The organism is Legionella jordanis (assembly GCF_900637635.1).
Classification (GTDB): Bacteria; Pseudomonadota; Gammaproteobacteria; order Legionellales; family Legionellaceae; genus Tatlockia; species Tatlockia jordanis.
Map to the genome: position 1 here is coordinate 2,508,351 of NZ_LR134383.1, position 24,909 is coordinate 2,533,259.

Consider the following 24,909-nt stretch of genomic DNA (forward strand, 5'->3'; position numbering starts at 1 on the left):
GGGGTATGACCTTTGGAAGCGAAAGTCAATTACACCGTAGTTGGTATTATCGTTCTGGTTCTGATAGCAGGTCTCATTGCTTCAGGGTTATGGCTTTCCGTTGGCTTTGAACAAAAAAAATACAATGTATACGAAGTGTATATGCATGAAGCAGTATCTGGTCTTAGTAATGAAGCGGCCGTTAAGTTCAATGGCGTTCAGGTGGGTTTTGTAAAAGCCATTGAATTGAACCAGACGGATCCTCAACAGGTTAAACTGCTCCTCAGTATCGAAGAAGGAACACCAATCACCACCAGCACCAGCGCCACCTTAATTTCACAAGGGATTACTGGCGTAACCTATGTGGGTCTTTCTGCCAGTTCTTCTGATTTGACGCCCTTGCAAAAGTTGCCCAATCAAGCCTACCCGGTCATCCCTTCAAAACCCTCTTTGTTCCATCAGCTCGACAGTGTACTTAAAGATGTCTCTGAAAATGTTAATAAAGTGAGCCTGGAGGTAAGTCGAATATTTGATAAGGAAAATGCAACCTACATCAAAAAAACCCTGGCCAATTTTGAGGAAGTGACGAGTGTAATTGCTAAAGACAGTCAATACATTCATCAAAGTTTGAAAAATGCCGATGTTTTCTTGAAAAACACCGCCAAAGCCAGTCAGGAATTTCCTGCGGTTATTGCCGACTTGAAGGCTGGAGTCAAAAAATTTAACCACATGGCCAATTCCTTAAGCGAAGCAGGGGATAACATCTCAGAAACCATGCAAGCTGGAAAACTGGCCATTAGTAAGATTTCTCAACAAGCGGTACCTCCCGCGGTGAGCGTCTTACGAAGACTGGAAGTAGTTGCCAGTAATCTTGAAAAAATTAGTGCTCAAATGCGTCAAAATCCTTCTGTTCTTATTCGAGGTACCAAAGCACCCAAACCTGGGCCAGGAGAGTAATGTGAAAAAATTTAGTAGGCTTTTGCTCAGTTCTGCCTGTCTGGTATTACTTGGATGTGCGGTAAAACCGTTGGTGAATGATCAATTTAAACTGGCTTCCTTCAGCAAAAAGCAATTAACGGCCAAGGCTTCATCTCATTCCATCTTTGTTAATGCCCCAGATGCTGTTGCTGGTTACCAGCGAGAAGAAATGCTTTACACAGACAAGTTGTTTGAACTTAAACCTTTTGTTCACAGTGCCTGGGTAGATGAACCAGCTGATATGCTTTTACCCTTGATTGTTCAAAGCTTGCAGCGAAGTGGCTATTTTCATGTGGTTGCCTCAAGCCCTGGTTCAGAAATCACCGAATACCGAATTGATACGCAGCTGCTAGAACTTCAGCAGAATTTTTTAACAAAACCCAGTGCTGTTGAGTTCGCTGCCAAAGTGGTTTTAGTCCGTGTGGAAGACAATCAGGTTTTAGCTTCGCGCATTTTCAGTTACCGTATCCCTTGTGTGGCTGACACTCCCTACGGAGGCGTGGTTGCAGCGAATCGCGCAACTGCTCTATTTACAGGGGAGTTAACTCAATTTGTGATTCGCAACGTTAGAAAAATTCATGAAACCGCCTGAGAATCTTAAATCTCTAAAGACAATGGCGAAATCATTAAAACAATTGTACAATGAGCCGCCATTGTGGCGCTTTAACTGTTAGAAATAATGAATAAGAAGGAGAATAAAAGGATGAAAGCCAGATCGTTTTTTAAATTTGGACTAGTTGCTGCCAGCGTGGTGCTGCTCGCATCCTGTTCCAAAGCCCCTGGCAGTGCTGACGGCATGGGTGGTGCAGGTGGAGCTTCTGCTCATGGTCTTGGAGGATTTAGCCGTTTTGCTGGTCAGGAGCCTGGTGAATCCTATACAACCCAAGCACCTCACAATCAGCTTTACCTATTTTCCTACGACGATGCTTCTTTTAATCCCAAATACACTGCTTCTCTTAACGCCCAGTCTGAATACTTAAAGACGCATCCAGGTGCACGTGTATTGCTAGCCGGTCATACTGATGAACGCGGTAGCCGTGAATACAACATCGCCTTAGGAGAGCGTCGTGCAAATACTGTAGCTGAACTGATGAGAATGGCTGGTGTCGGCCGTGATCAAATTCGCGTTGTAAGTTATGGTAAAGAACGTCCTGCTAATTTAGGACATGACGAAGCATCCCATATGCAAAATCGTCGTGTTGAGTTAACTTATGAGGCAACAAGATGATAAAGCCACATCGACTGTTACTATGCTTATGCTTTGCCTGTTTTTTACCCATTCAGGTTTTTGCCGAAGCACCTGTAGTTGATGATAGCGAAAATTTTGCGATTTTGGATGAACAACAGGCTGCCGCAGAGCAGCCTGTTGCCAAAGCTCAATTAGATGACATTAATAACGAAGAAGAAATTGCACTAGCGCAAGATAATCGCGACAGTACTACTCCCAATGCGGCATTATTGGACAAAATCCAGGGTATGCAGCAGGAAATTCAGGAGCTACGTGGACAATTGGAAGTACAGGCTCATGATTTAAAAGCCTTACAACAACAGCAATTATCATTTTATAAAGATTTGGACGCCAGACTGCGCGGCAGTGGCAGCAAATCTGGGCAATCGGCCCAGCTGAGCCCAGAACCTAAAGCTGCAACAGAGCTATCCCTTGGAGCAACAGAAAGCAAATCCCCCCCTCTTTCTGGGGAAACAAAGGGAAAATTAGCACCTCCAGCCCAACAAATCATCGTCGCCCCAAGCAATCCTGTTACAAGGGGAAATCCTGCCGATGAACAAATCAGTTATTTAGCTGCTTATGACTTAGTCAAAAATAAACGTTTTGACGAAGCCTTGACGGCCATGCAACATTTTATTAGCCAATACCCCAAAGGGGGTTATACGGCGAATGCTCAATATTGGCTTGGGGAGTTGTACATGGTTAAAAATAACTACCCCAAAGCCATTGATCATTTTGAAATTGTCCTGAAACAATTTCCATCTTCCAGCAAAGCGGCAGCAAGTACTTTAAAGATTGGCTATGCCTTGGCTGCTTCAGGCAAAGTTGAAGAAGCTAGACTACGCTTACAAGAAGTACTCAGGAATTATCCCGACACTCCTACCGCGCAATTAGCAACCACTAAATTGGAGAGTCTTGGCGTTTCATGAAACAAAGCAGTAATCATTTACGCATCACCGAAATTTTTCATTCCTTACAAGGTGAGTCGGTAACCGTGGGTCTCCCCACGGTTTTTATTCGTTTAACAGGTTGCCCATTACGCTGCCATTATTGCGATACGGCCTATGCATTTAGCGGCGGAAAAATGCTGTCAATTGCAGATATTCTGGAGCAATTGTCTGCTTACCAATGCGAACAGGTCTGCGTAACCGGTGGGGAACCCCTAGCCCAACCTTCTTGCATTAACCTTCTTACCGAGCTTTGCGATGCAGGCTATAAAGTTTCTTTAGAAACCAGCGGAGCACGTGATCTCAGTCAGGTTGATAACCGAGTAATGATTGTTATGGATTTAAAAACACCTGACTCAGGTGAAGAGCAAAAAAATTTGTTTAGCAATTTGGATTGGTTAAAACCCAGTGATCAAATCAAGTTTGTACTATGTAGCCGTGAAGATTACGAGTGGGCCTGCTTGATTGTTAAAGAACATAATCTAACGGCTCGTCTACAAGTGTTATTTTCACCGAGCTGGAATCAACTAAACCCCACCACCCTTGCTGATTGGATCGTTGAAGATAAATTAGCGGTTCGCTTTCAATTGCAATTGCACAAAATTTTGTGGGGAGACATTCCCGGGCATTAACAATGGTGATTGACTGCAAAATGCAGTTGGGATTAATTTCAACTTTAATGGATACAGAAGGAGTGGTTTTATGCAGTGGTTTTCTCAAGCACCGTCTAATATTGCCTTAATAAAGTATATGGGTAAAAAAGATGATGCCAGTAATTTACCCATTAATCCTTCATTATCTTATACCTTAAATCATTTATTAAGCAGCGTCCAACTTGAATCAATTGCTGGAAAAAAAGACTTCTGGGAGCCTTTGGAAATCCCAGGCGGGGCAAGTTTCAATTTATCCGCTGCTGAACAAAACCGCTTTTTGCAACATTTGGCACTCATAAAAAATCAATTTAACTACACTGGCGCTTTTTTGGTTCGTTCCTCAAATAATTTCCCCCATAGCAGCGGTTTGGCCAGTTCAGCATCCAGTTTTGCTGCACTAACCAAGTGCGCGGTACTGGCTTTAAGTGAACTAACCCAAAAACCCTTACCCTCTGTGGAGGAGCAGGCACAATTAAGCCGATTAGGTTCTGGCTCTTCTTGTCGCTCCTTTTTTTCCCCTTGGGCACTTTGGCATGAAAATACAGTAGAAGCAGTGGATTTGCCCTATAATAATTTGCTGCATCAAGTCATTGTCATCAGTCATGCCGAAAAAAAGGTCTCCTCTAGAGAAGCCCATCAGCGAGTGAAGACCAGTGGTCACTATCCTACCCGTGCCCAACGTGCCACAGAAAATCTTAAAGTCCTGATGACGGCTTTGGAAATGAAAGATTGGGTAAGTGCTTACCGCATTTGTTGGCGAGAATTTCAGGACATGCATCAATTGTTTCAAAGTTGTGCTGAACCATTTACTTACATGACTGAAGCCACCCAGGAAGCTTTACAGGTATTGCAGAATCTATGGGAGCGAACAGGAGACGGCCCAATCATTACCATGGATGCTGGACCCAATATTCATTTACTGTATAAGCCTGAGCAAACTGAAATGGCTCTGCAGTTTAAGCGTGATTATTTAGTTGGTAATTATGATGTCCTTTGATTTTCAAACCACTACTCATGGAAAATGGATTTTGGCTGGTGAACATGCAGTTTTAAGAGGACATGCAGCGCTGGTCTTTCCAATTCCCGGAAAGACACTAACCTTGTCCTATAGAGCAAGCAATGCTGGCCTAAGCGCTGAGTATGACGGGGAAAATAGTTCTGACATTCATATGTTATTTTGGAGTGTATTGGAACAAGGGCAGCAATTACTAGGTAGATCCTTAAGTGATTTGCATGGGCATTTTCATTTATACAATGATATTCCCATTGGCGTGGGTATGGGTGCCTCGGCTGCCTTATGCGTTGCCGTTGCTCGCTGGTTTATGTCGCAATCCATGCTGCATCAAGACAACCTCTTTTCTTTTGCCAGAGATTTAGAAAACTTATTCCACGGAAAAAGTAGCGGCCTCGACATCGCAGGCGTTTCAGCAGGAGCTGGAGTAAAATTTCAAAATGGTCACATCACGGCCCTCGAACAACGTTGGCAACCTCATTGGTTTCTTTCCTCCTGTGGTCAGATTGGAATTACTTCCCACTGCATTAAACAAGTGCAGGATCTATGGTTATTAAATCCTGAGAACACAGCCTTAATTGATGTAGAAATGAACGATAGTGTTGAAAAAGCACAATTGGCTTTAAAGGAGACGAATAGCACAGCCATAAACCAATTGGCTGAAGCAATCAATCAAGCGGCTCATTGCTTTAGAAAATGGGGGCTTATCAGTGAAAATTTACAGCAACATATGCAGAAACTGTTAGATGCTGGAGCTATGGCTGTAAAACCCACAGGCTCGGGAGGCGGTGGTTATGTTCTTAGTTTATGGCGGGAAAAGCCATCTGCAATTTTGGATTTGATTGCAGTTTAGGTCCTAGACTTCGAAATTGGAAAATTAAACAACTTTTTGAAAAACATTTATCTTTAAGAATTCCTTAATGTCCAAAATGGTAAAATAACAATCATTTTTTCCCATTATTTTATCATGTCGCGTTTAACAAGAGCCGAATTTGTCCAGATCTGCAGTGAAGCCATTCTAGAAACCCGAAAAAAAGTAGTGATTCGAAATCAGCTGAGTGGTTATAAAAAATACCACAAGGAAATCAAGGAAAATCATTATTTTGAAAAAAACGTGCGAAAACCCATCTTAAAGGCCAAAGATGAAGATTACATGTTTCGCCATGATTTGGTCGAGCACACCGGCTTGGGTAATTGCCACGAATTGGCTGATCACTTGATTGTTGAAATTGGCCAAAGAATTGATGCCCGATCGGCTTTAGCAAAGCTACGAATTGTTGCATCTGAAAGTCATGATCATGTGTACTTAGAGATTAAGATTCAATTAGAGAATGAAATCGATTATTCCTATTGGGAAGTGGATGCCTGGGATCCCAGGATCATTGATATAAGCCCTAGACCTGATGGCAGCATAAAAAACAAAGAATCCTTGGCTTATGGCTATAAGGTCAAAGAAGTGAGTTCTTTATATTCTGATGAGATTGACTATGGTCAAAAAATCACTTTTTTTCAAGCAATTCCAAAACCAAGGGAAGGAACACCCAAGTGCGCTACCCCAGAAAGGGACATCTTTAAAAAAAATCGAAAATTATATAAGGATTACACAATAGAAGAAGCCACTGAAGAAAAAAAGTTTGACCCCCATGGAGAAATTCATTATTTGCAACGAGCCTCAACTTGGCAAAGGTCAGCGGCTGACACGTTAAAAATGATGGAGGAAGATCCCAACGACAATAATTTTAAGATGATTACGCAATGATCTTCTCTAACTAGATTACCCATCTACCTGTTATGGCATCTATACTCTTTGGCGAGTTGATTTCCTTATTCAGCTATGATTCAAATCGAAATGGCTAATGTTGAGTCCACCGCAGACAATCACCAATATGGTTTTAAAAGACTGGATAATTGGGTGATTCTGATAAACAGGGGCTAAAGAAGCACCACTTGCTAGCTCAACCAGCATACGTTGATCCTTGGCAAAAGCCCTGCTGCCGTAATCGGCATCTTCGTCACTGACTACCAAACTTCTTACATCGTGTTCTTTTTCCCAGCGCATTAATTGTGCTGAAATGCATTTCGCACCCAAGCTGGTGGCTTTACTTGTAATCACGGGTAAGCGAATGAGCTGATTCGCTTTCAGTGATTGAGAAAATGAGTCTGCACCCCGAGTTTCAACAGCTATCAAAGGAACATCTTGCCATTTACACTGCCGCATACCCTCCAACACACCACAAGCCAACCCACCCCCTCCTACCGAAGCAATGACGGCATCTGGTTTTGGCATGCCTTGCGACACAAGCTCAGTCATCATCGTTGCATGCCCTTGCCATAGGAGAGGATGATCAAAGGGGGGTATATAAGCTGCCTGTTTTTCTTCGGCAAAATTCTGCGCTGCCCGATGCGCTTCATCCCATGCACCCCCTGCAACAACCACCTGAGCACCAAAGGCCTTGATTGCTTCTATATAAATAGGATGGCTTGTGCTTGGGATAAATACTTTAGTCGGCACTTTTAATTTCATCCCACAATAGGCCACGGCTACCCCAGCATTTCCTCCAGAAGAAGCGACGAAAGAGCGAACTCCCCGTTGCCATTCAGATTGGCACAACTTGCCAATGCCCCTAAGTTTGAAAGAGCCGGATGGCTGGAGAAGTTCATTTTTGAAATAAACAATTTTTCCAAAGCGATTTGTCAGTAACTGGGATTGTGTTAGGGCTGTCTTAATATGTAGGGGTTGCATGGTTTTAATCTAAAGTGATAATGCATTCATTATAATATAGCATGCTATGTTATAGTAGGCTATCTATCAAATGCATTTAAATTTTTGATTAAAGCAGTGATATAATTGCCTTTTTATGCAAGTTCACGCACTAACATGAAATTTAAACTCTTGTTCATCAACCTACTGATTGGTTCCCAGGCCATGGCGGCGCCTCACTTTATGCCTTCTGCACCACAATCATCCACACAATACCTGATTGATGGCAAAGCTTTATGCGCAACCGCAAAAGAAACACTGGCTTATTTAAATAGAGGCAAAGACTATGATCCGGCAGTGATTCATGAGGGAAAGCTGTTTAAAATACCTTTAGGGCGAGTGAAAGAAACCTTAGTTTTTATTTGTCAACATCAGAATGAAATGGCTAATCCTCAATTTATTCAAAAGCACTTTGATTTTGTACGTTGGTATCCAGATATGGAGCAAGCCAAACCGCTAAGCTTAAACAAACCACTCATTAAAAATTTAGCCAAAGATAAAATTTTAATGACCAAATATTATGTCCATTTGGCCAAGGCATCTCATAGTCCTTCAGCGACTTACCCTTTCGCACTCTATGCTTTACCGAAAGACGAAGAATCTTTGTCCCTGGAAGAAGCCAACACCAAGCCTGAATTATTGCGCTTTCGCTACGGTAAGCAAGCCATATTAAAAGGAGCGCTGACTCATAAAAATGTGCCCGTTTTGGCTTATTTAAGCCGCAACGATCTCGAAGCAGCATTAATGCAAGGTACTGTTGTCGCTGATTTTGGTCATCATCAATATAAAATTTTCAATGTGCATCGATGCAATAACATCCCCTATGATAAAAACAAAGCTCCTTACCAACAAGAGCGTTATTGGTTTTTTAAAGAAGTCAATGGCATCAAAGGCTATGGCAAGGACGCTGAACAGAAAATTACAGTTAATCCAAAAGTAACTTTTGCCGCTGATCTTAAACAGTTCGGACTTGGAAAATTGCTGATGCTGCAATATCCTGGGCAAGATGGCAGAATGATCACGAAAGCCGGTATTATGGCTGATACGGGGGGAGCATTTGACAATAATGCCTTTCAAATCGATTATTTAAGCGGTAGTTACGCAGGCAAGGATGCTTTTTACAAGGCCACTCAACATCTGCCTAACTATGTAAATGCTTACTTCATGTTGCTGAAACAATAATATGAAATCTTTTCTACTTTTTTTATGGTGTATACATTCAACGGCTTATGCCTTTTCTTGCTTCAATCCGCAAGAGATTCATCAAAAACCTATCCAATTCAATGAAGAACGCATTGCACTCACTAGGCAATATCAGCTTCTTCATTATGGCATTAACAGCAAATCCATTGAAATAGAACCTAAAATGATCGTGTTGCATTGGACTTGTATACCCTCATTAGACAACACATTTCGCATTTTTAATCCTCCCACTTTCCCCAGAAACTCTCCGAGAATAAAGGAGTTGCCCGGGACCTTAAATGTTTCTAGCCATTTTGTTGTGGATCGCGATGGAACTATCTATCAGCTGATGCCGGAAAATTGGATGGCCAGACATGTTATTGGACTTAATCATTATGCCATAGGGATTGAAAACATAGGCGGGGTTAACAGCGTAGATGATTTAACCGATGCCCAGGTCAAAGCCAATGCTTTTTTGGTTTGTTATCTAAAAAAGAAGTACCCCGAAATAAAATACGTGATAGGTCATAATGAATATTTGCGATTCAAAGGGAGTGCTTTATGGCTTGAGCGTGATCCTAATTATCAAACGGATAAGGATGACCCCGGGCCTGATTTCGTTAAAAAAGTTTTGCAATTAGTCCCATATTTCAAATGAGCTGTGCTGACCCTGGGTTTGAAGTTTTTGAACAATTCCATAGCTTAGCTTGAGCCATAAACCATGAGATGACCAATTATACATTTTTAAAAGACGTATTTCCCGACTCAACATTAACAGCCGAGTTGAAGATAAAAGCATCACAGAATCTTCAACTCAGCGCTAGACAAATTGAAAGCTCAATACGACACCCACTAAATGGGTTGCATGTTAATCTCACTGGTGAGAACCGGTTCTGCTGGTTTGTCATAATCATAAATACCTGCAGATTGAAGGCCGGTAGAAATGCCTCGAGTGGTCATGATCACTAAGGACAACGGTAAAACAAGCATATCAAGGATACCTTGGCCTAATATTGACATTATTTTTAAAGAGGCATGGAGGCAAAAAGCCGGGATGAGCCGATCACCAGTAAAGCAATAGCCTAATAGGCCGCCGAGCATTATCCCGGTTGCAAAAGCCGTAAGGCCTAACGCATAAACAGCCATTCCCACTGGATCTATGAGGGTCATCCCCCACAAGGCCAATGGCGTAAAGGTATGGCGAGCACAAAAGATGAATTCTTTTTTAGACTCATAAGGTTTAAAAAACATCTGACCGATGCTGCGTCGTTTTCGGGGATTGGTATCATCGCCCATAAGATGATTCGACACCACTTCGGCAGAACCCGTTAAATAGCTTAATTGTAAATCTAACATAGTAGGCTCTTCTTGCGGTTGAACTGCTGCGCATTGTACCACAAAACGTCTAAATCAGAGCATTTCTTCTGTAATTTACGCAAAATGTATAATTTTAACAATTAGACAGTCGGCACTAAAAAGTGAGGTTTAACTCCAAAACTTACTCATGAGAGATAGAAAAATTTATTAACCGATGTTTACATGTGTTTCTCTATTTTTTAATTGCTATCCTAATTTATACACCCCTGCTTGAATTTACTGCTGTATATGAGATAACTCGTTCTATCTACCAATGCAGAGAAGAATTTCAGAGCAGTCAACTGAATTATTCTGGTCCTTTTGTTTTGGCTTACTGGAAGGTAAATTTTTCTACAGGCGAAACTTATACGAAATTAGCAAAAGTGAACTTAGCGTACAGACAATGCATTTAAACAAGGTTTTTATTTTTGGTATATAGTTTAAATATGTCCATACAAAGATAAGGATATCAATATGGCCAGCTGTGACGTTTGTGGTAATTCCTACGAGCATTCCTTTCAAGTCCGTCGAAATGGTCAAGCCTATACGTTCGACTGTTTTGAATGCGCTATCCACAAATTAGCACCTAACTGTAAACATTGTGGTTGCAAAATTGTGGGGCATGGAGTGGATGCAGAAGGGGATTATTACTGTTGTGGACACTGTGCCCGCGCGGAAGGGAATATTGATGTCAGAGATCACATTTAATTCTGCTAAAGCAGCGAATCTCTAAATGTTTCAAGGGCATGCTTATTCCGCAAAAAGGAGGCTCTGCTGACAGCAGAGCCTTTTTAGATTAAGAGTTTGAATTACCATTCGCGTTAGAATTGGAATTTTGCAAAGACTGTTGAATTTTTTTGGCTTGATCCAGATGATGTTGAACACTGGTACGCGTAGCTTTTAAGTGTTTTTTCAATTCCTTGTTAGAAACTGTATTCATGTTCTGATCAATTGCATTCAAAGCATCTTGATGTCCTTTTACCATCGCATCAATGAAAGCCACTTCGAAATCTCTGTCGTTTAAAGGCTGTAAAGTAGCTTCTGTTTGCTGGCCTTGTTGCTTCAAAGCAGTAGTTTGGCTATTGTCTACTGGAGACTGATTCATTTTTTTACTGATTCGCATCGTTTCTTTCAGATTTTTATTATGATCATTCCAGAGCATTTTGGCATAGGATTTTACTTTGGGACTTACTTTTTTACTTAAAGCGTCCTTGGCAGCCGTCATTTCATTTTGATCGAGAACAACAAGAAAGCCAAGCACTTCACCATCTGCTTGGTTGTTGGTGGCAGCCTGATTGCTGGTGGTGTTAGCAGTTGTAGCACTATTTTGATTCGTTGAATTGCTGGCAGCAAAGGCAGGAGAAAATGCCAAAGTAGATGCAATGGATAACAATAAAATTTTTGATTTCATATCTAGTCCCTGTTGTTGTATTATTCCAAACCCTTTAATAGGCTTTCTTAAACCCGCGCTACATTCTAGCAAAAAGTTAAAGAATAGCAATTAAGCAAAACCACAATAAAACTAGTCAATAAACTGATAGTAAACTTCCCCTTCCTTTAGCATACCCAATTCATAGCGGGCTTGTTCTTCTAAAGCCTGATCACCACTTTTTAACTCCATAATATCAGCTTCCATGGCTCGATTACGTGCTAGAAGTTTTTCATTTTCTTCAGTCTGAGTTTCCAATTTTTTTTCCAAACTCATCCATTGTAAAATGCTGCCATCCCCCAACCATAATTTATATTGCAAACCGATTAATGCTAAAAGCAAAATGATGATGATCGTACGCATGGGAAAGTTAGAAGAGTGCTTTTGATTATTATATACTTGTCCTTTCTTTTTGGCATCCCTAAAGAAGGACAAGTAGGCAAAGAAGCTTTTGTTAAATGGATTTTAAATTGAGAGTCGTTCTGCCTGCGTAAGGCAGTGCAGACATCTCTTGAATTCGCAACAACTGGTTATATTTAGCCACCCGGTCGGTGCGGCACAGCGAGCCGGTCTTGATTTGACCACATCCAGTTGCTACTGATAAGTCGGCAATGAAACTGTCTTCAGTCTCACCTGAACGGTGTGAAATAATGCAACGATAACCATTTGCATGAGCTAAATGAATGGCTTGTCTCGTCTCAGTTAAAGTGCCAATTTGATTTAATTTAATTAAGATGGCATTAGCCATATTTTGTTCGATTCCTTCTTGCAAAATTTTTGAATTTGTTACAAATAAATCATCTCCGACCAACTGTACCTGGCTTCCCAGTGAGGCAGTCAACTTCTGCCAGCCTTCCCAGTCATTTTCATCTAAACCATCTTCAATGCTGACAATTGGATAATGCTCAAGAAGGGTATTGTAATATCGAATCATGTCTTCACTACTTAACTTCCTCCCCTCAGAAGCCAAGTGGTAATAGCCATTCTCAAACAATTCAGAAGCTGCTACATCCAAAGCAAAAACCACATCTTTCAGCAATTGGTAACCTGCTTTTTGTACGGCTTCCACAAGGATGTCTAAAGCTTGCTGATTCGATTTAAGATCAGGCGCAAATCCGCCTTCATCACCCACAGCCGTATTTAAACCTTGTTTTTTCAAAACCGCCTTTAAAGTGTGAAAAATTTCTGTACCCATTTGCAAGGCGCCAGGAAAATCTGCCGCGCCAATTGGCATAAGCATGAATTCCTGAATATCAACGTTATTGTCTGCATGGGCCCCGCCATTTAGAACATTCATCATGGGCACAGGCATCATCATCAACTGCCCCTCGTTAAGAGATGCATACAATGGCTTTTTTACACTTTGGGCATGAGCTCGGGCGCAGGCGAGCGAAACCGCTAAAATGGCATTGGCACCCAATTTCGATTTATTTGGACTTCCATCGAGTTCAATTAAACGATTATCAATACCTTCCTGATCGATTATCGAAAAACCCTTTAAAGCTTGATTTATATCTAAATTGATGTGATTGACTGCTTCACGCACACCTTTGCCGGCGTATCGGCTTTGGTCATTATCCCGCAACTCACATGCCTCACGGCTCCCTGTAGATGCCCCTGATGGCACGCTGGCTCGTCCCATTTCTCCATTACTCAGGAAAACATCCGCCTCAACTGTAGGATTGCCGCGAGAATCTAAAATCTCCCGTCCTCTGATACCAGTAATTTGCATTCTGTCTTCTATCATCTTGCCTCATAACTGTTTCTGATTAATGGGTTATTGTTTGGCTAGGCTTGCTTGTTGTCAAGTCGAAATAGAAAGTGTTATTTTTTTCGGCCCCTGCTTCCTTTCGGCCTTGGTACCATGTCAAAAGGCGTAAGTTCTAAGTGTTCATCGTTTTCACTTGAGGGTTCAAGTTGATTTTCATAAACCAAGGAAACCAATTGTTTTTTATCCAGTTTGGCCATGAATTGATCATAAAGCTTTGGGGAAGGTATCCGAATGACCAAGCCATTTGTAGTAACTTTGTCATGGAAATGCTCAATAGACTCTCCTGTTTGACTAAGCTGTTTCTTAAAAAATGCAAACTCAGTCCTAAGATGTTTCAAATAATCATTAATCACGGCAATGTAATCGCTGGTCTTGCCAAGCTTACTGATGATGGTCAAGATTCCCAGTTCAGCGTTATTATCGATTGAGAGCAAGCCGGCTTTTTTTAAATCCGCCAGTTGTTCAATTAAATAATGCCAACCCCTTGGTTCAAATTTTAAATTCAACTGAACAGTAGGTTGAAGACTGGTTTGTACAGCACCTTCATTCTGGGTAAATTTTTGATAACCTTGCGACCAATCGTCACTGGTTAATTCCAAATTCTTCATTTACAGCTCCTGCCCTAGCCAATTTTGGTTCAGTTTTGCCTCATAAAATAGCAATTTTATTTATGCATTTGCGCTTATTTTATCAGCATCTGTTTAAGCTTAGGGCAATATTGTATCAGTACAAAAAAAGAAAAATAGCTTTAAAAAAACAGCAATCGTAAAAAATAAGTAATTTCTGAATAAAATAGGACGGACGCCCATCCCTCACTTGCAGAAGGCCTCGCCTGGGTGCAATCGCTTATTTTTGAATTCCAGAACTGCTTTTTTGAACAATATTTACTTTGATGTATAAGGTAGAATTTTGCGTATACTGATTACCAGCTCGATAAACGGTGGTATCGGCATCCGCCGGCGCATCACCTTCCGCACTTCCGAGTGAAACCCATTCATTTAAAGGAATAAGTACGGTGGTGACCACCTGTTGTTGATCAAACTGCTGGTTACTGGCATTGCTGTCTTGTTCACGAATTCTTCTTACGGTCAGCTTTACTTTCTGTCCCTGCAATTGCGGTTCAACGAGCAAGCCATTTTGAACCAAACGCCTATTATAGCTTACACCAGTTGATAACCAACCTACGCCCACGGAGCTAATCACCGGCTGATCTTCCCCAGTGCTTACAAATGCAGATTCTCCATTCATAACCTCAATGGATTGACGGCGTTTTTGCTGTGAAGCAGACGATGTGCTGATGACAATGCTGTCTGAATTCGCCGTACTAAGCCAATCAGGATCACCTTGATAAACCGTGATCTGAAAAGTCACAGGGGGTTGATCAATCTTGTGCAATATATCTCTGATTTGAGTCAAAGTATTCGGTTGAACCTTTACAATCAATGTTTGCCCGCTTCCGGTAATTTGTTCATTAGTTTGTAGCAATGGTTGCAGCAACTTAATTACTGCATCAGCATTTTGATAGTGCAAATCAATAACTTTAGTTATCAATTCGTCAGCCCAAGCGGCATTACTAAATAACAATATTATGAAAATCCAGCGGACGACCATGCTAAACACTCCTTGTTAAACCTCTTTCAGTCTACCAAAGAAACGCTCCAATGAAAGCTCGTCAGCATTTTATTTGCTTATTTGCAATAAACCTTTGTGCAATGAAGTGTTTAGTTTATAATCCAACAATCTCAAAAAAGATGCACAGAATATGGGTAGCATATTTAACATGTTTGGGCCATCACCAATTCGGCCAATAGAACAGCATATGCGTAAAGCACATCAATGCGCTAAACAACTTCACCCTTTTTTTGAGGCAGTGCTTCAAGAGGATTGGCCAACTGCTGAAAGCATCCAGAAAAAAATTTCGTACCTTGAAAAAGAGGCGGATCTGATCAAGAGGGACTTGCGTTTGCATCTCCCAACAGGTTTATTTCTCCCTGTATCACGTACAGACCTTCTTGAATTACTCAGCGCCCAAGATCGCATCGCTAACAAAGCTCAGGATATAGCGGGTTTAATAGTTAGTCGAAAAATGGTTATTCCTCAAGGTTTGACTAAGGTTTTCATTCCCTTTTTAGATCGTTGTCTTGATGCCTCGCGACAAGCTTGTAAAGCCATTAATGAATTAGATGAATTGCTTGAAAGTGGTTTTCGCGGAAATGAAGTTAAAATTGTTGAGCAAATGATTGTAACGCTTGATGAGATTGAACATGACAGTGATGACAAACTGGCAGACATTAGACACCGTATTTTTGAGCTGGAAAAGGATTTACCTGCCATCGAAGTAATTTTTCTTTACAAACTTGTTCAATGGATTGGTGACTTGGCCGATCACGCTCAAACTGTAGGTGGTCGTCTCCAAATTCTCATTGCCCGGTAGTAATTTCTATGGCTTATCCTGTTTTATTATATATTCTTGCAATTGCTTTTTGTTTTCTTATGACATGGGGCGTTGGCGCCAATGATTTGGCTAATGTCATGAGCACAACCATGGGCTCAAAAGCCATCACGGTCCGACAAGCCATGATCATCGCTGTAATCTTTGAATTTGCAGGTGCATTTCTTGGCGGAAGTGGTGTCACAGAGACCATGCGCGATGGCATCATCAGTAGCAGCCAATTATCCAATCAACCCCTTGTTCTCATTGAAGGGATGCTGAGTGTTTTGATCGCTTGTACCGTCTGGATGAATTTGGCCAGTTATTTGGGCGTGCCTGTCTCTATTACCAATGCTCTCGTAGGCTCCATGGTGGGATTTGGTTCACTTGTGCTGGGCTCAAATGCGGTGCAGTGGCAGCAGGTGTACCATATTGCAATTGGTTGGTTTACCTCCCCTCTTATCGCCGGCATTACTGCCTATGCTCTTTTTATGAGCATCCAACAAACTATTTTTATCAAAAGCGATCCATTGGAAAAGGCCAAGTGGTATGTTCCCATTTATCTTTTCCTGGTGGGCTCCATTTTATCCTTCATTACCGTATTTAAAGGCTTAAACCATTTTGACATTCATTTAAATCTCAAACAGGATCTAGCCGTTACATTAGCTTCAAGCATCAGCTTGACTATCATTGGCATGATTATTATCAGGCACATTCCTGAAATGCCTCGAATCCGCCGCCGGGAACGCTTTTTACAGGTTGAAAAACATTTTGCTGTGTTAATGGGATTAACCGCTTGCGCCATGGTATTTGCCCACGGTTCAAACGATGTGGCCTTAGCTGTTGGACCTTTAACCATCATTTACAGCTTGATTATGAATGCTGATCATCCCATTGCTGCGGCCAATTATCCTGCATGGATTATTCTTTTAGGTTGCGGTGGCGTGGTCATTGGTTTTCTGATGTATGGCCGGAAAGTCATTGAAACCGTCGGTAGCTCCATTACTGCCTTAACCCCAAGCCGTGCATTTGCAGCCACCTTGGCTGCAGCGACAACGGTGGTGGTGGCAACCAGTACCGGAATACCAGTTTCAGCAACGCAGACTTTAGTGGGTGCCGTTTTAGGCGTCGGCCTGGCCAGAGGTATTGGTGCGTTAAATCTAATCGTTATCCGCAATATTTTTACTTCATGGATTTTAACTTTACCAGCAGCATCTCTGTTAACAATCCTTGCTTATAAGGGATTACATGCTCTGATTGGCGGCTGATAGAAAGCGCCTATGCTGGAACATCGAATAATTATTTTTGATGTTCCAGAAGAAATGATTTTAGTTTATAGCCAGGAGGACTAGAAACCTTCCCAAATTTCACCGTCTTCAACTTTTAAATTGGGGTTATCGCGAAGACGAAAAATTCTTTCATATTTTTTGATTTCTTTTAATTGTGATTCCGATGGTTTGTGTTTAGTATCAAAGCCATGGAAAAATTTGTCATAGGGACTTACGTAAGCTTTATCAATATCATATTTGCTCATTGAATAATCCTGTTAGGATAACTAAAAAACGTAATTTTAACGGGTTTTGCAAAAACTTACCATCACGTTCATTATAGCCTTTCTTGGAAATATTATGACCATAAAAAAAGCCGAACTTCATAGCCATCTCGAAGGTACGATTTCGCCTTCTTTGGCTAAAAAGCTTGCCGAAAGAAATAACATTAATCTTGATGTTAAATTGTTTGCAGCCGATGGCCAAAGTTATCAATATCAAAACTTTTTAGACTTTCTGAGGGTTTATGATGAAATCGCAAAAGTCATTCAAAAGCCTGAAGATTACTATGATATTACTTATAACTACCTGGAATTGAACGCCAGGAAGGGTGTGATTTACCTTGAAACCATGTATTCGCCTGATCATGCTGAGCAATCAAGTGGCATTCCTTCTTGTGAACATTTGAAAGCCATTCAACAAGCCATTGATGATGCAGAGCAGAAACACGGAATCACAGGTCGAATCATCATCACGGCAGTACGGCACTATGGCATTGATGCAGCCGTGAAAGTGGCTAAACAGGCAGTAAAGGAGGATATGCCTTACATTGTAGGTTTTGGCTTGGGCGGTGATGAAGTGAACTATCCGCCAAAGCTGTTTGCAACGGCTTATCAAATCGCCGCTGCCGGTGGACTTTCTTGCACTGCCCACGCAGGCGAATTTGCCGGTCCGAGTGGCATTCTTGAAGCCCTCAAGTATTTGCCCATCAAACGTATCGGCCATGGGGTACAAGCCATTCATTCCCCTGAAACCATGACCATATTAAAAGAAAATAATATTGCTCTTGAAGTATGTCCCTCAAGCAATATTGCTTTGGGGTTGTTTAATGATTTTGCCAGTCACCCCTTGCCTGAATTTATTAAAGCGGGCCTCAATGTTAGCTTGGGTTCTGATGACCCGCCTTTTTTCCGAACAGATGTGGCTCGTGAATACGAACTAGTACAAACGCATTATCAATACAGTGACGATGAAATGAGGGCATTTACAGACCGAGCCATTGATGCTTCTTTTGCCGATGAAAAAACCAAGAGCAAACTTCGTCAACAATTGTCTGCATAGGATTGAAACAGAGAAATTTATGAGATTAAGCAATAAGGATACTATGATAGCTAATGGCATTACTTACAAGCGCAATTGTAAGGCCCGCTACGCTTCACAAGAAGAGAAAGTGTTTACCAGGGCGGCTACTGCGGGACTATTATTGTTTTGGAATCCCTATGCAGCCAAGGGTAAAATTGCATCTGAAAAGTTGGTTGAAGAGGCGAACTCCACAACGTCTACTGCTCCAGCCGCTGGACTCCCTCTTGAAATAGGATATCTCATCGGAGCTTATTTAAATCGCTTTGATGCCAAGCAGATCGTGCAAGTTTGCCATTCAGCTAATCATGTCGCAAAAAAGGAAAGAAAAAATTACATCCAGGCTCACGGTCAAAGCTATTCCGAGACAGCTTACATTCCCTTTATTATGTAAACAGTAACTTCTATAACCTTCTGGCTGCTTTTGCTAAGAACTATTTATTAGATTAGCAATAAGGTCTTTTGCAATGTTACATTCCAGACTCAGGGCTATCCGGCTCGGGGTTGTCTTTCTGTATATTTTTTTTGCTGGCAGAAGCATCGTGATGAAACATGCTATACCTATCCCCTTTAAAAATAGATTTAAATTCATTTTCCGGAGGGACCCAATTCTCATCCTCCTCATTCTCCTCGGTTAAGATCCCAAACTCGTCTCCTTGATTTTGTGAAGCAGGCTTTTTATTGGCTTGCATTTGATTAATGATTTGACTCGCTGCGGGTTTTGACGATTGAGTAATGACTACGGTTGCATCTGGAATATTGAGTGCTCGCGCATCTTGAACAATGTCCTCATCGGCTGAAAATAAAACCTTTTGAACGGGATGAGGTGAGAAATGATCTTTAATAAAATTATCCCTAATAAACAGGGGGAATTCGCTTTTAGCTGAGTGGTTTAAATTGACATCCCCTATGTAAACTACTTTTTTTACGCTTGAATAATCGGAGTGAGTTTTAATTGCAGAAAACTCATCGTGTAACCAATTTTTAAGTTCTTTGTCATTCGCCACTGTTTTGTTGTGACTTATTGTATTTGGAGCTGTGTGAGCTCCTGAACCCACCAAGGAATTAAATGCATTATGTGAACAGGAAATCAGTAAAACTTCGTCTTTGAAGGAATAACTTAAATAAATATCAGCCATAACTCCCTCCCTGGGTATTAGCCGTCTACTAAAATAATAGACAATTTTTAATCTTTTGGAATGGCCTATATGCAATAAATCAACATTAAGATTAATTCAAAGGTCATTATATAAATAGCCTTAGGGACTCTTGCCATTGACAACGGCTGGCATTTGCTCCACTGTTTTGGAATTTTGCACCTCTCCAGCCGGATTGAAAAATAAGGCTGCCACTGCCTCTTTGTATGGAGACCGGCTCACCCCCTCCCTTTTTATTTCTTTTTCACCAGCAGTTGTGGTCGCTTCGATGCTTTGAATGATTTGGCCAACTTCATCTGCATCTTTTATTAGAACGAAACTTTCCATCATTTCAGATAAGGTTAAGTCCTTATTTGGCGGAATCATATAAACGCTTGATACAGACAATGATTCTTCTAAAGGTTTTACTTGTGCGGGAGGCATTGCAACCACTGTGGTTTGTGGTTTAGCAAACCAATTCCAAAAACGACTGAGGTAACTGCTTTGCGTTTGTTCTGATTTTGACGCTTTCACCGCATCGAGTTTCTTACGATAAGCTTGTAAATCTACAATGGCAGCTCGATTTTCTTCTTTTTTGACAGTACTTTCAGTGCTGTCTTTATTCTTTGCTAACGGTTTTTCTGAATTGTCCACAACTTGAGAAAATCCTGATTGAGCACGATTTAATTGACTTAGTTGCATCACTTCTTGTTTTAAACTATTAAAACTCGCGTCCAATTGCTCAAGGGAAAGCTGAAAGTCCATCCCTGGGCTTCGTCTGGCATCATTAAAGCTTGCTTGGTTCAAATAATCTCTTGTTTCTTTCAACGACTTGGTAATTGCATCAACTGATTCGTTTAATTCGGCCTGACAATCTTTAGCGGCTTTACCATCAAGAAAAGCATTTTGTTCATCAATTAAGTCATTCAGTTTACTCATTTGAGTTTTTAGTTCATTAAGTACTCTTTGTTCTTCACTCACTCTTTCGCGACTTGGCCATATACGAAATGCATTACGTAATCGCTCAAATGGGCCAAAGGCAAAATAGGTACTCAATTCCGCGACAAGGTAGTCCGTTAACAGGGTTTTTGCAATGGCCAATCCCAGACATTTCAACAGCAACAATGAAGTTAATCCTGCACGCCGCCAAAAAGATGGATTTTGGTTTATTTGGGTGAATTCATCACGTCTATTCCAAATCTCCATGCCCAATTTATAACTAATTCGAGCTAAAGCGATAACGCCAAAGATGATGGCTCCTATCGGAGTAGCTGTTGCTCCAATGGCACCAGTAACACCAAGCGCAGTTAGTAAGCCTTCTAATACGCCACTTCCAGCAAGAATTGGCAACAGTAAAGACAGCCAAGTAAACATGAGGCTAAACACTTCGAATGAGTTTGACAAAACGATGTACAGCAATCGTATGGGTTTGGATTTGTGGTACTCCCATTCAGCAATACTAATACCTAGCAAAGGTTCTTTGGAATCAAGCATGGCTTGGCGCTCATCCATTTCTTTACTCACCAGTTTCTGCGTTTCTGCGAGCTTCGTTTTAAGATTTTTCAGCTGCATTTTGCGTATTCTGGTGTTCGCTACAGCCAACGTTTCATACATGCTGTCCTTATTGGCTGCATTGAGCATGATAAAGCCTTCATCGTCCATTTCCTCAGAATCTATTTGTATCCCAGCTAAGGCCTTGTTTTGCTCCACTAACTGTTCATGATGCAAAACTTTAATTTTCTCTAAAGCGGCTGCCATTTGCTGGATTGCTGTTTGTTGCAGACTCATAATTTTTTCTGGATTACTAATCTGCTCCGCAGTATCAATTGCCATGATTAATATACGATTAATTAAAGCCAATTTAACAAGTTTGTCGTTATCTGGATCCGACAGATCAATATGACTAATTAAAAACACGAGCTGAGATTCTGTCTCTGCAATTGCAGGCTCATCATCCGGAGATGAGGGTAGAAATTGATCAAATTTTTTAAATTGATTTTCTAAAGCGTCCACCATCCCATTGATGTCGATAGTCTTTTTTCGCAATAACTGCGGGAACAAATATTCAATTGTTTTTGCCGCATTGAATTCCACATTATTGAGCTTGATTTGCTGATATTGCAGGTAGTACATGATGAATGCATCACGTTCTGTGTCGGATGCACCCTCTGGATTTTGGGCATAATGGAGAGCGCTTTCTTCAAGAGTCCTTTGGATTTCAATACCCAACACTGGGTATAAGCGTTTTTTTGCTTCTTCTTTAAACTCGGACGCTTTATCCAACACTATACCGCTGTACTCACTCATTAAATCATTAAAAATTGGAGCAATTTGTTCCTGGACTGTTTCACTTTGAATGACAACCATCGCCAGATTAACCAAGAAAGGATAGGGTAATAATTGCGCCAGGTTTTGCTTCACCACCTTACTGGCTATGTTTGCTAAATAATTCGCCCCCCAAGGAATGATCGTTTCATCGGCAACATTGATCATGTTATTAACCAAGGCATCCATGATTTTTTCTTGACTTGGGAGCAAATTGCTTTCCGCCAGAGGATCATTCAATTTAGCAATTAATGCTGGAATAGGTTCCTTATCCAGAGCGCTCGCAAAAGCCTGTTCCTTTTCCAGAACATTGCCAATGACACTGTCAGCAAAATAATATTTCAGTAAATTAAAGACAAAATTATCATTAACAGCACTGGCGCCATTTGTCGCATTAGGCAACGCATTCCAAGCCAGGCGAAGCAGTTTTCCAAGAGCGGAGACATTGACCTGCCTTAGCAACTCCTCTTGTGTAACTTGAACGGCATCTGCACTGAGCAGGGTACTGATGTGCGCCCTTAGTTTCTGATCATGCTCCAGATCGTACAGCAAGGCATTAATTAGCTGATTTAATGCATTGATGTAACTTATCTTTTTTTGACAAAGATCAAGTACATCGTTATTTTTGCTGAGTTTTTGTAATTTTTTACAAGAGAGTTCCTGTTCATCGAGTCGTTCTTGAATGAGCTTAAGCATGTTGCTGATTACCGGCTTGACGGTTTCAAAACTCTCCTCAGTTTGCTTTCTTAAATTCTCTCTTGGAGTTAGCCAATGGTTATTATTTGCTTCTTTTTTAGAATGGTTACCTAATTCCAAAGCAGCAACTTTAAGCGCTTGAAATTCTGCCCATTGAAATTTTCCATCCAGTCGACAACATTCTTTGAAGGTTCGCCAATCTTCCGGAGACCAAACAATATCCTCTCTTAATTTGGAGTAGATGCTTCGGAGTTTATGATAATGCCCCCCTAGGGATGGGGCGCGAGAATCCAACATACTTTCCAAGGCTGGAACAAGTTTCTCTTCCTGGTATTTACCGACCATGCGTTGAATGGCTGGATTTAGAAATTCACGTTGAAAAGCTTGATGCACAGGATGTGGGCTTTCTTTGGCTTGTTTGGCACCTGCCGCCAATTCCTTAAATATTGGCCCGAAATTATTCAGTTGAAGCTCTCTTTGCCAATTCAACTCAAATTGACTTTCCAAATGTTGTAATCGATAAAGGAGCATTAATACATCCAACTTTTGCAAGTCAGATGAGCCAACATTCTCTTCAAGAACGCTTATCAATGATGCTGTCATATCATTGCTTTTCGGATAATTGGCAATGCGACTGTTCAATGGGGTTGCCAAATTAAATTTGGCGTTCATCTGGGCCTCGAAAGCCAGATAATTCTTATAAAGGAATTCTTGACGTACTAGATCGGGCTTCGATTTGACCACTTCATCCATATAAGCGGCAAAAAATCTTTCCTTAAGCACCTCCTCAATTTCACTCGTCTTCGCCAATTCATAAAAAGCAAAATAGGCCATTAATTTATCCGTTTTGTATTCCAAGGGAGAATTATCAATCACTTGAAAAACACGCGTTAAGGCGTTGGCTCTGGAGACATAATGACGAACGGATTGAGGAATAAAAGATAAGGCGTAGTTGTAGAAAACGCCTAAGCCATCCACTACAACCTGAACCACTTTACCTGCGTTGGAGGCATGACCCCGCAAATCTTGGTAATAGTTATTGGTTTGCACTAGCCACGCAGGCAACAAAGCGGGGTCCACTTCATTGCATAAGCTACTTAAGCGATCAAAATGGCTAAAAGCAGTTTTTACCTCGAATACCCTGTCTAGGGGGTTTGGGTTTTGAGCAGCTGCGACAGCAGCCTGAGCCAAACCAAAAACACCAGCTACAGCATCGGAACATTGTTGAGCTGGAATCAATAAGGTTTCCAGGAGAATCGTTTGTAACGATTCAAAATTAACACCCAGAGTGGCAAGAAGCCTCTTGCGTGCAAGACTTATCTCATCACCATCTAATTCACTTGAAGGAAAAATAGCCTTTTTCTTTTCTTCCAGCTGAAGCGCCGCATCCAGGATCTTGTTGATGAATGGCAGCAAGTCACTTGTAATGGTTTCTTGCAGTTGCGCATCAAATCCTTGCACATTGGGCATGGTAATGTCCAGGGCAATCTTAAGGCCTTTTATAATGAAATCCTGCCTGTCTACTCCATAGAGCTTCATTCCCTGATTCATACAATCTAAAGCGGCAGCCAGCATTTCAGCAGATTTTCTTGGCTGATAATGGACACCCGTATTCTTAGCAAGGCTCAGGCAAGTCTTTTCCAATACAAATGGCAACGCCAAAAGCGAATCCATATAAGCTCTTTGCGCTTTTAAAGCTTCAGTGTATTTTTCTCTCGGTGCATCAACACCTAGTACTTGACTCACGGATACATCTGATTGAGTCTCATCTACTGCATTGATAAAACGAATAGCATGTTCACAGCTCCTGCGAGCTTTATCCAAACGACTCAGATAACTGGTTTTAATAAGCTTCACTGCCCAGTTATCCTGGCTTGCTTCAGTGACTTCGGTAACTATGGATTGAGAAAAAGATACGATTCTTTGATAGAGCTCTTCATTCTTACTGTCCCAATCAAGACCCTGCCCTTTTTCCAGTACTTCGGTACAAAGATCACTCCATTCCTTACTTTGTAAAACGGCTTGATGGCGAAATGCCACATGCAAATAAAAAGCATAGCTCTTTGAATCATATCCAGCCTCATCCAAGGTGAAACCGCATAAATCAAGAATAAACTGCGTAAGTTGCATTTTGTCCCTTGCAATTACTTTTGATACTTCTTCATTTGCAAGCATGGTGGATCACTAAGAACAACAGGTATAAATGCAGTATAAATGCTTAAGCTTAACGAATTATGAATAAAGTTCGATCATTATGAATTGTTTTTTTCTTTACTGAATAAACCTTTTTTCCAGAAAATTAGACTCGGATGGAAATGACTCGCGCATGTATTTATATTTTTGTTCAATTTTATTTTTTCACTTATCTGAACCTTTTCACAGTGATATCGAATATTAG

General features: G+C 41.1%; 25 protein-coding genes. 15 read left to right on the forward strand and 10 right to left on the reverse strand.

Annotated elements, in window-relative coordinates; translation table 11 throughout:
* The first annotated feature begins 12 nt into the window (after positions 1-12).
* From EL203_RS11290 to EL203_RS11325, 8 genes are all read left to right on the forward strand, one after another.
* Positions 13-936 carry an MlaD family protein gene (locus EL203_RS11290; protein WP_058471228.1) on the forward strand — a complete coding sequence of 308 codons (924 nt, stop codon included), beginning with the start codon at positions 13-15 and terminating at the stop codon, positions 934-936.
* Position 937: 1 nt separating this feature from the next.
* Positions 938-1,549, forward strand: a complete 612-nt coding sequence (locus EL203_RS11295) for an ABC-type transport auxiliary lipoprotein family protein (RefSeq protein WP_064108380.1) — start codon at positions 938-940, stop codon at positions 1,547-1,549.
* 111 nt (positions 1,550-1,660) lie between these two features.
* The gene (pal, locus tag EL203_RS11300; RefSeq protein WP_058471229.1) at positions 1,661-2,185 is read left to right on the forward strand and encodes a peptidoglycan-associated lipoprotein Pal; all 525 of its coding nucleotides are present in this window, start codon (positions 1,661-1,663) and stop codon (positions 2,183-2,185) included.
* Positions 2,182-3,114 carry a tol-pal system protein YbgF gene (gene ybgF, locus EL203_RS11305; protein ID WP_058471230.1) on the forward strand — a complete coding sequence of 311 codons (933 nt, stop codon included), beginning with the start codon at positions 2,182-2,184 and terminating at the stop codon, positions 3,112-3,114. Before pal ends, ybgF begins: the two co-directional genes overlap by 4 nt.
* Entirely contained in the window at positions 3,111-3,764 is a 654-nt protein-coding gene (gene queE / locus EL203_RS11310; RefSeq protein ID WP_058471231.1) for a 7-carboxy-7-deazaguanine synthase QueE, read from the forward strand. The genes ybgF and queE overlap by 4 nt, the downstream gene beginning before the upstream one ends.
* A 70-nt stretch (positions 3,765-3,834) precedes the next feature.
* Positions 3,835-4,782 (forward strand): diphosphomevalonate/mevalonate 3,5-bisphosphate decarboxylase family protein, encoded by a 948-nt coding sequence (locus tag EL203_RS11315; protein ID WP_058471232.1) that lies wholly within the window; start codon positions 3,835-3,837, stop codon positions 4,780-4,782.
* Positions 4,772-5,650, forward strand: coding sequence for a mevalonate kinase family protein (locus EL203_RS11320; RefSeq protein WP_058471233.1), 879 nt, complete (start codon positions 4,772-4,774; stop codon positions 5,648-5,650). Before EL203_RS11315 ends, EL203_RS11320 begins: the two co-directional genes overlap by 11 nt.
* 114 nt (positions 5,651-5,764) lie before the next feature.
* Positions 5,765-6,556 carry a hypothetical protein gene (locus tag EL203_RS11325; RefSeq protein WP_058471234.1) on the forward strand — a complete coding sequence of 264 codons (792 nt, stop codon included), beginning with the start codon at positions 5,765-5,767 and terminating at the stop codon, positions 6,554-6,556.
* 69 nt (positions 6,557-6,625) lie between these two features.
* Here EL203_RS11325 and EL203_RS11330 read toward each other — a convergent pair whose 3' ends face one another.
* Complete coding sequence (locus EL203_RS11330; RefSeq protein ID WP_058471235.1) at positions 6,626-7,540, reverse strand: pyridoxal-phosphate dependent enzyme; 915 nt, start codon at positions 7,538-7,540, stop codon at positions 6,626-6,628.
* Between the two features lie 135 nt (positions 7,541-7,675).
* Here EL203_RS11330 and EL203_RS11335 point away from each other — a divergent pair, with 135 nt between their 5' ends.
* On the forward strand, positions 7,676-8,740 hold the full coding sequence (locus EL203_RS11335) for an MltA domain-containing protein (protein WP_058471236.1): 1,065 nt from the start codon (positions 7,676-7,678) through the stop codon (positions 8,738-8,740).
* 1 nt (position 8,741) lies between these two features.
* Complete coding sequence (locus EL203_RS11340; protein ID WP_058471237.1) at positions 8,742-9,398, forward strand: N-acetylmuramoyl-L-alanine amidase; 657 nt, start codon at positions 8,742-8,744, stop codon at positions 9,396-9,398.
* A 194-nt stretch (positions 9,399-9,592) separates the two neighbouring features.
* On the opposite strand, the gene EL203_RS11345 is transcribed toward EL203_RS11340, so the two are convergent.
* Positions 9,593-10,096, reverse strand: coding sequence for a hypothetical protein (locus tag EL203_RS11345; protein ID WP_058471238.1), 504 nt, complete (start codon positions 10,094-10,096; stop codon positions 9,593-9,595).
* Positions 10,097-10,570: 474 nt separating this feature from the next.
* On the opposite strand from EL203_RS11345, the gene EL203_RS11350 reads away from it, so the two are divergent.
* On the forward strand, positions 10,571-10,804 hold the full coding sequence (locus tag EL203_RS11350; RefSeq protein WP_058471239.1) for a hypothetical protein: 234 nt from the start codon (positions 10,571-10,573) through the stop codon (positions 10,802-10,804).
* 88 nt (positions 10,805-10,892) lie between these two features.
* On the opposite strand, the gene EL203_RS11355 is transcribed toward EL203_RS11350, so the two are convergent.
* From EL203_RS11355 to EL203_RS11375, 5 genes are all read right to left on the reverse strand, one after another.
* Positions 10,893-11,507 (reverse strand): DUF4142 domain-containing protein, encoded by a 615-nt coding sequence (locus tag EL203_RS11355; protein WP_058471240.1) that lies wholly within the window; start codon positions 11,505-11,507, stop codon positions 10,893-10,895.
* A 111-nt stretch (positions 11,508-11,618) separates the two neighbouring features.
* Entirely contained in the window at positions 11,619-11,888 is a 270-nt protein-coding gene (gene ftsB / locus EL203_RS11360) for a cell division protein FtsB (RefSeq protein WP_058471241.1), read from the reverse strand.
* A gap of 91 nt (positions 11,889-11,979) precedes the next feature.
* Positions 11,980-13,257, reverse strand: coding sequence for a phosphopyruvate hydratase (gene eno / locus EL203_RS11365; RefSeq protein ID WP_058472222.1), 1,278 nt, complete (start codon positions 13,255-13,257; stop codon positions 11,980-11,982).
* 92 nt (positions 13,258-13,349) lie between these two features.
* Entirely contained in the window at positions 13,350-13,904 is a 555-nt protein-coding gene (locus tag EL203_RS11370; protein ID WP_058471242.1) for a hypothetical protein, read from the reverse strand.
* 238 nt (positions 13,905-14,142) lie between these two features.
* Complete coding sequence (locus tag EL203_RS11375; protein ID WP_058471243.1) at positions 14,143-14,907, reverse strand: type II/III secretion system protein; 765 nt, start codon at positions 14,905-14,907, stop codon at positions 14,143-14,145.
* A 169-nt stretch (positions 14,908-15,076) separates the two neighbouring features.
* Between EL203_RS11375 and EL203_RS11380 the strand changes: the two genes are divergently transcribed.
* Positions 15,077-15,730, forward strand: coding sequence for a TIGR00153 family protein (locus EL203_RS11380; RefSeq protein ID WP_183145276.1), 654 nt, complete (start codon positions 15,077-15,079; stop codon positions 15,728-15,730).
* Positions 15,731-15,738: 8 nt separating this feature from the next.
* Positions 15,739-16,995: an inorganic phosphate transporter gene (locus EL203_RS11385; protein WP_058471245.1), complete on the forward strand. Its 1,257-nt coding sequence runs from the start codon at positions 15,739-15,741 to the stop codon at positions 16,993-16,995.
* An 80-nt stretch (positions 16,996-17,075) separates the two neighbouring features.
* Here the strand turns inward: EL203_RS11385 and EL203_RS11390 are convergent, their stop codons facing one another.
* A complete protein-coding gene (locus EL203_RS11390; protein WP_058471246.1) occupies positions 17,076-17,261 on the reverse strand; it encodes a CBU_0585 family protein in 186 nt (61 codons plus the stop codon).
* Between the two features lie 94 nt (positions 17,262-17,355).
* Between EL203_RS11390 and EL203_RS11395 the strand changes: the two genes are divergently transcribed.
* Together EL203_RS11395 and EL203_RS11400 are read left to right on the forward strand one after the other, a co-directional pair.
* Positions 17,356-18,336 (forward strand): adenosine deaminase, encoded by a 981-nt coding sequence (locus EL203_RS11395; RefSeq protein ID WP_058471247.1) that lies wholly within the window; start codon positions 17,356-17,358, stop codon positions 18,334-18,336.
* Positions 18,337-18,355: 19 nt separating this feature from the next.
* Positions 18,356-18,748: a hypothetical protein gene (locus tag EL203_RS11400; RefSeq protein ID WP_126320120.1), complete on the forward strand. Its 393-nt coding sequence runs from the start codon at positions 18,356-18,358 to the stop codon at positions 18,746-18,748.
* A gap of 76 nt (positions 18,749-18,824) precedes the next feature.
* On the opposite strand, the gene EL203_RS11405 is transcribed toward EL203_RS11400, so the two are convergent.
* Positions 18,825-19,493 (reverse strand): hypothetical protein, encoded by a 669-nt coding sequence (locus tag EL203_RS11405; RefSeq protein ID WP_058471249.1) that lies wholly within the window; start codon positions 19,491-19,493, stop codon positions 18,825-18,827.
* Positions 19,494-19,613: 120 nt separating this feature from the next.
* Positions 19,614-24,686, reverse strand: a complete 5,073-nt coding sequence (locus EL203_RS11410; protein ID WP_058471250.1) for a hypothetical protein — start codon at positions 24,684-24,686, stop codon at positions 19,614-19,616.
* Positions 24,687-24,909 lie beyond the last annotated feature (223 nt).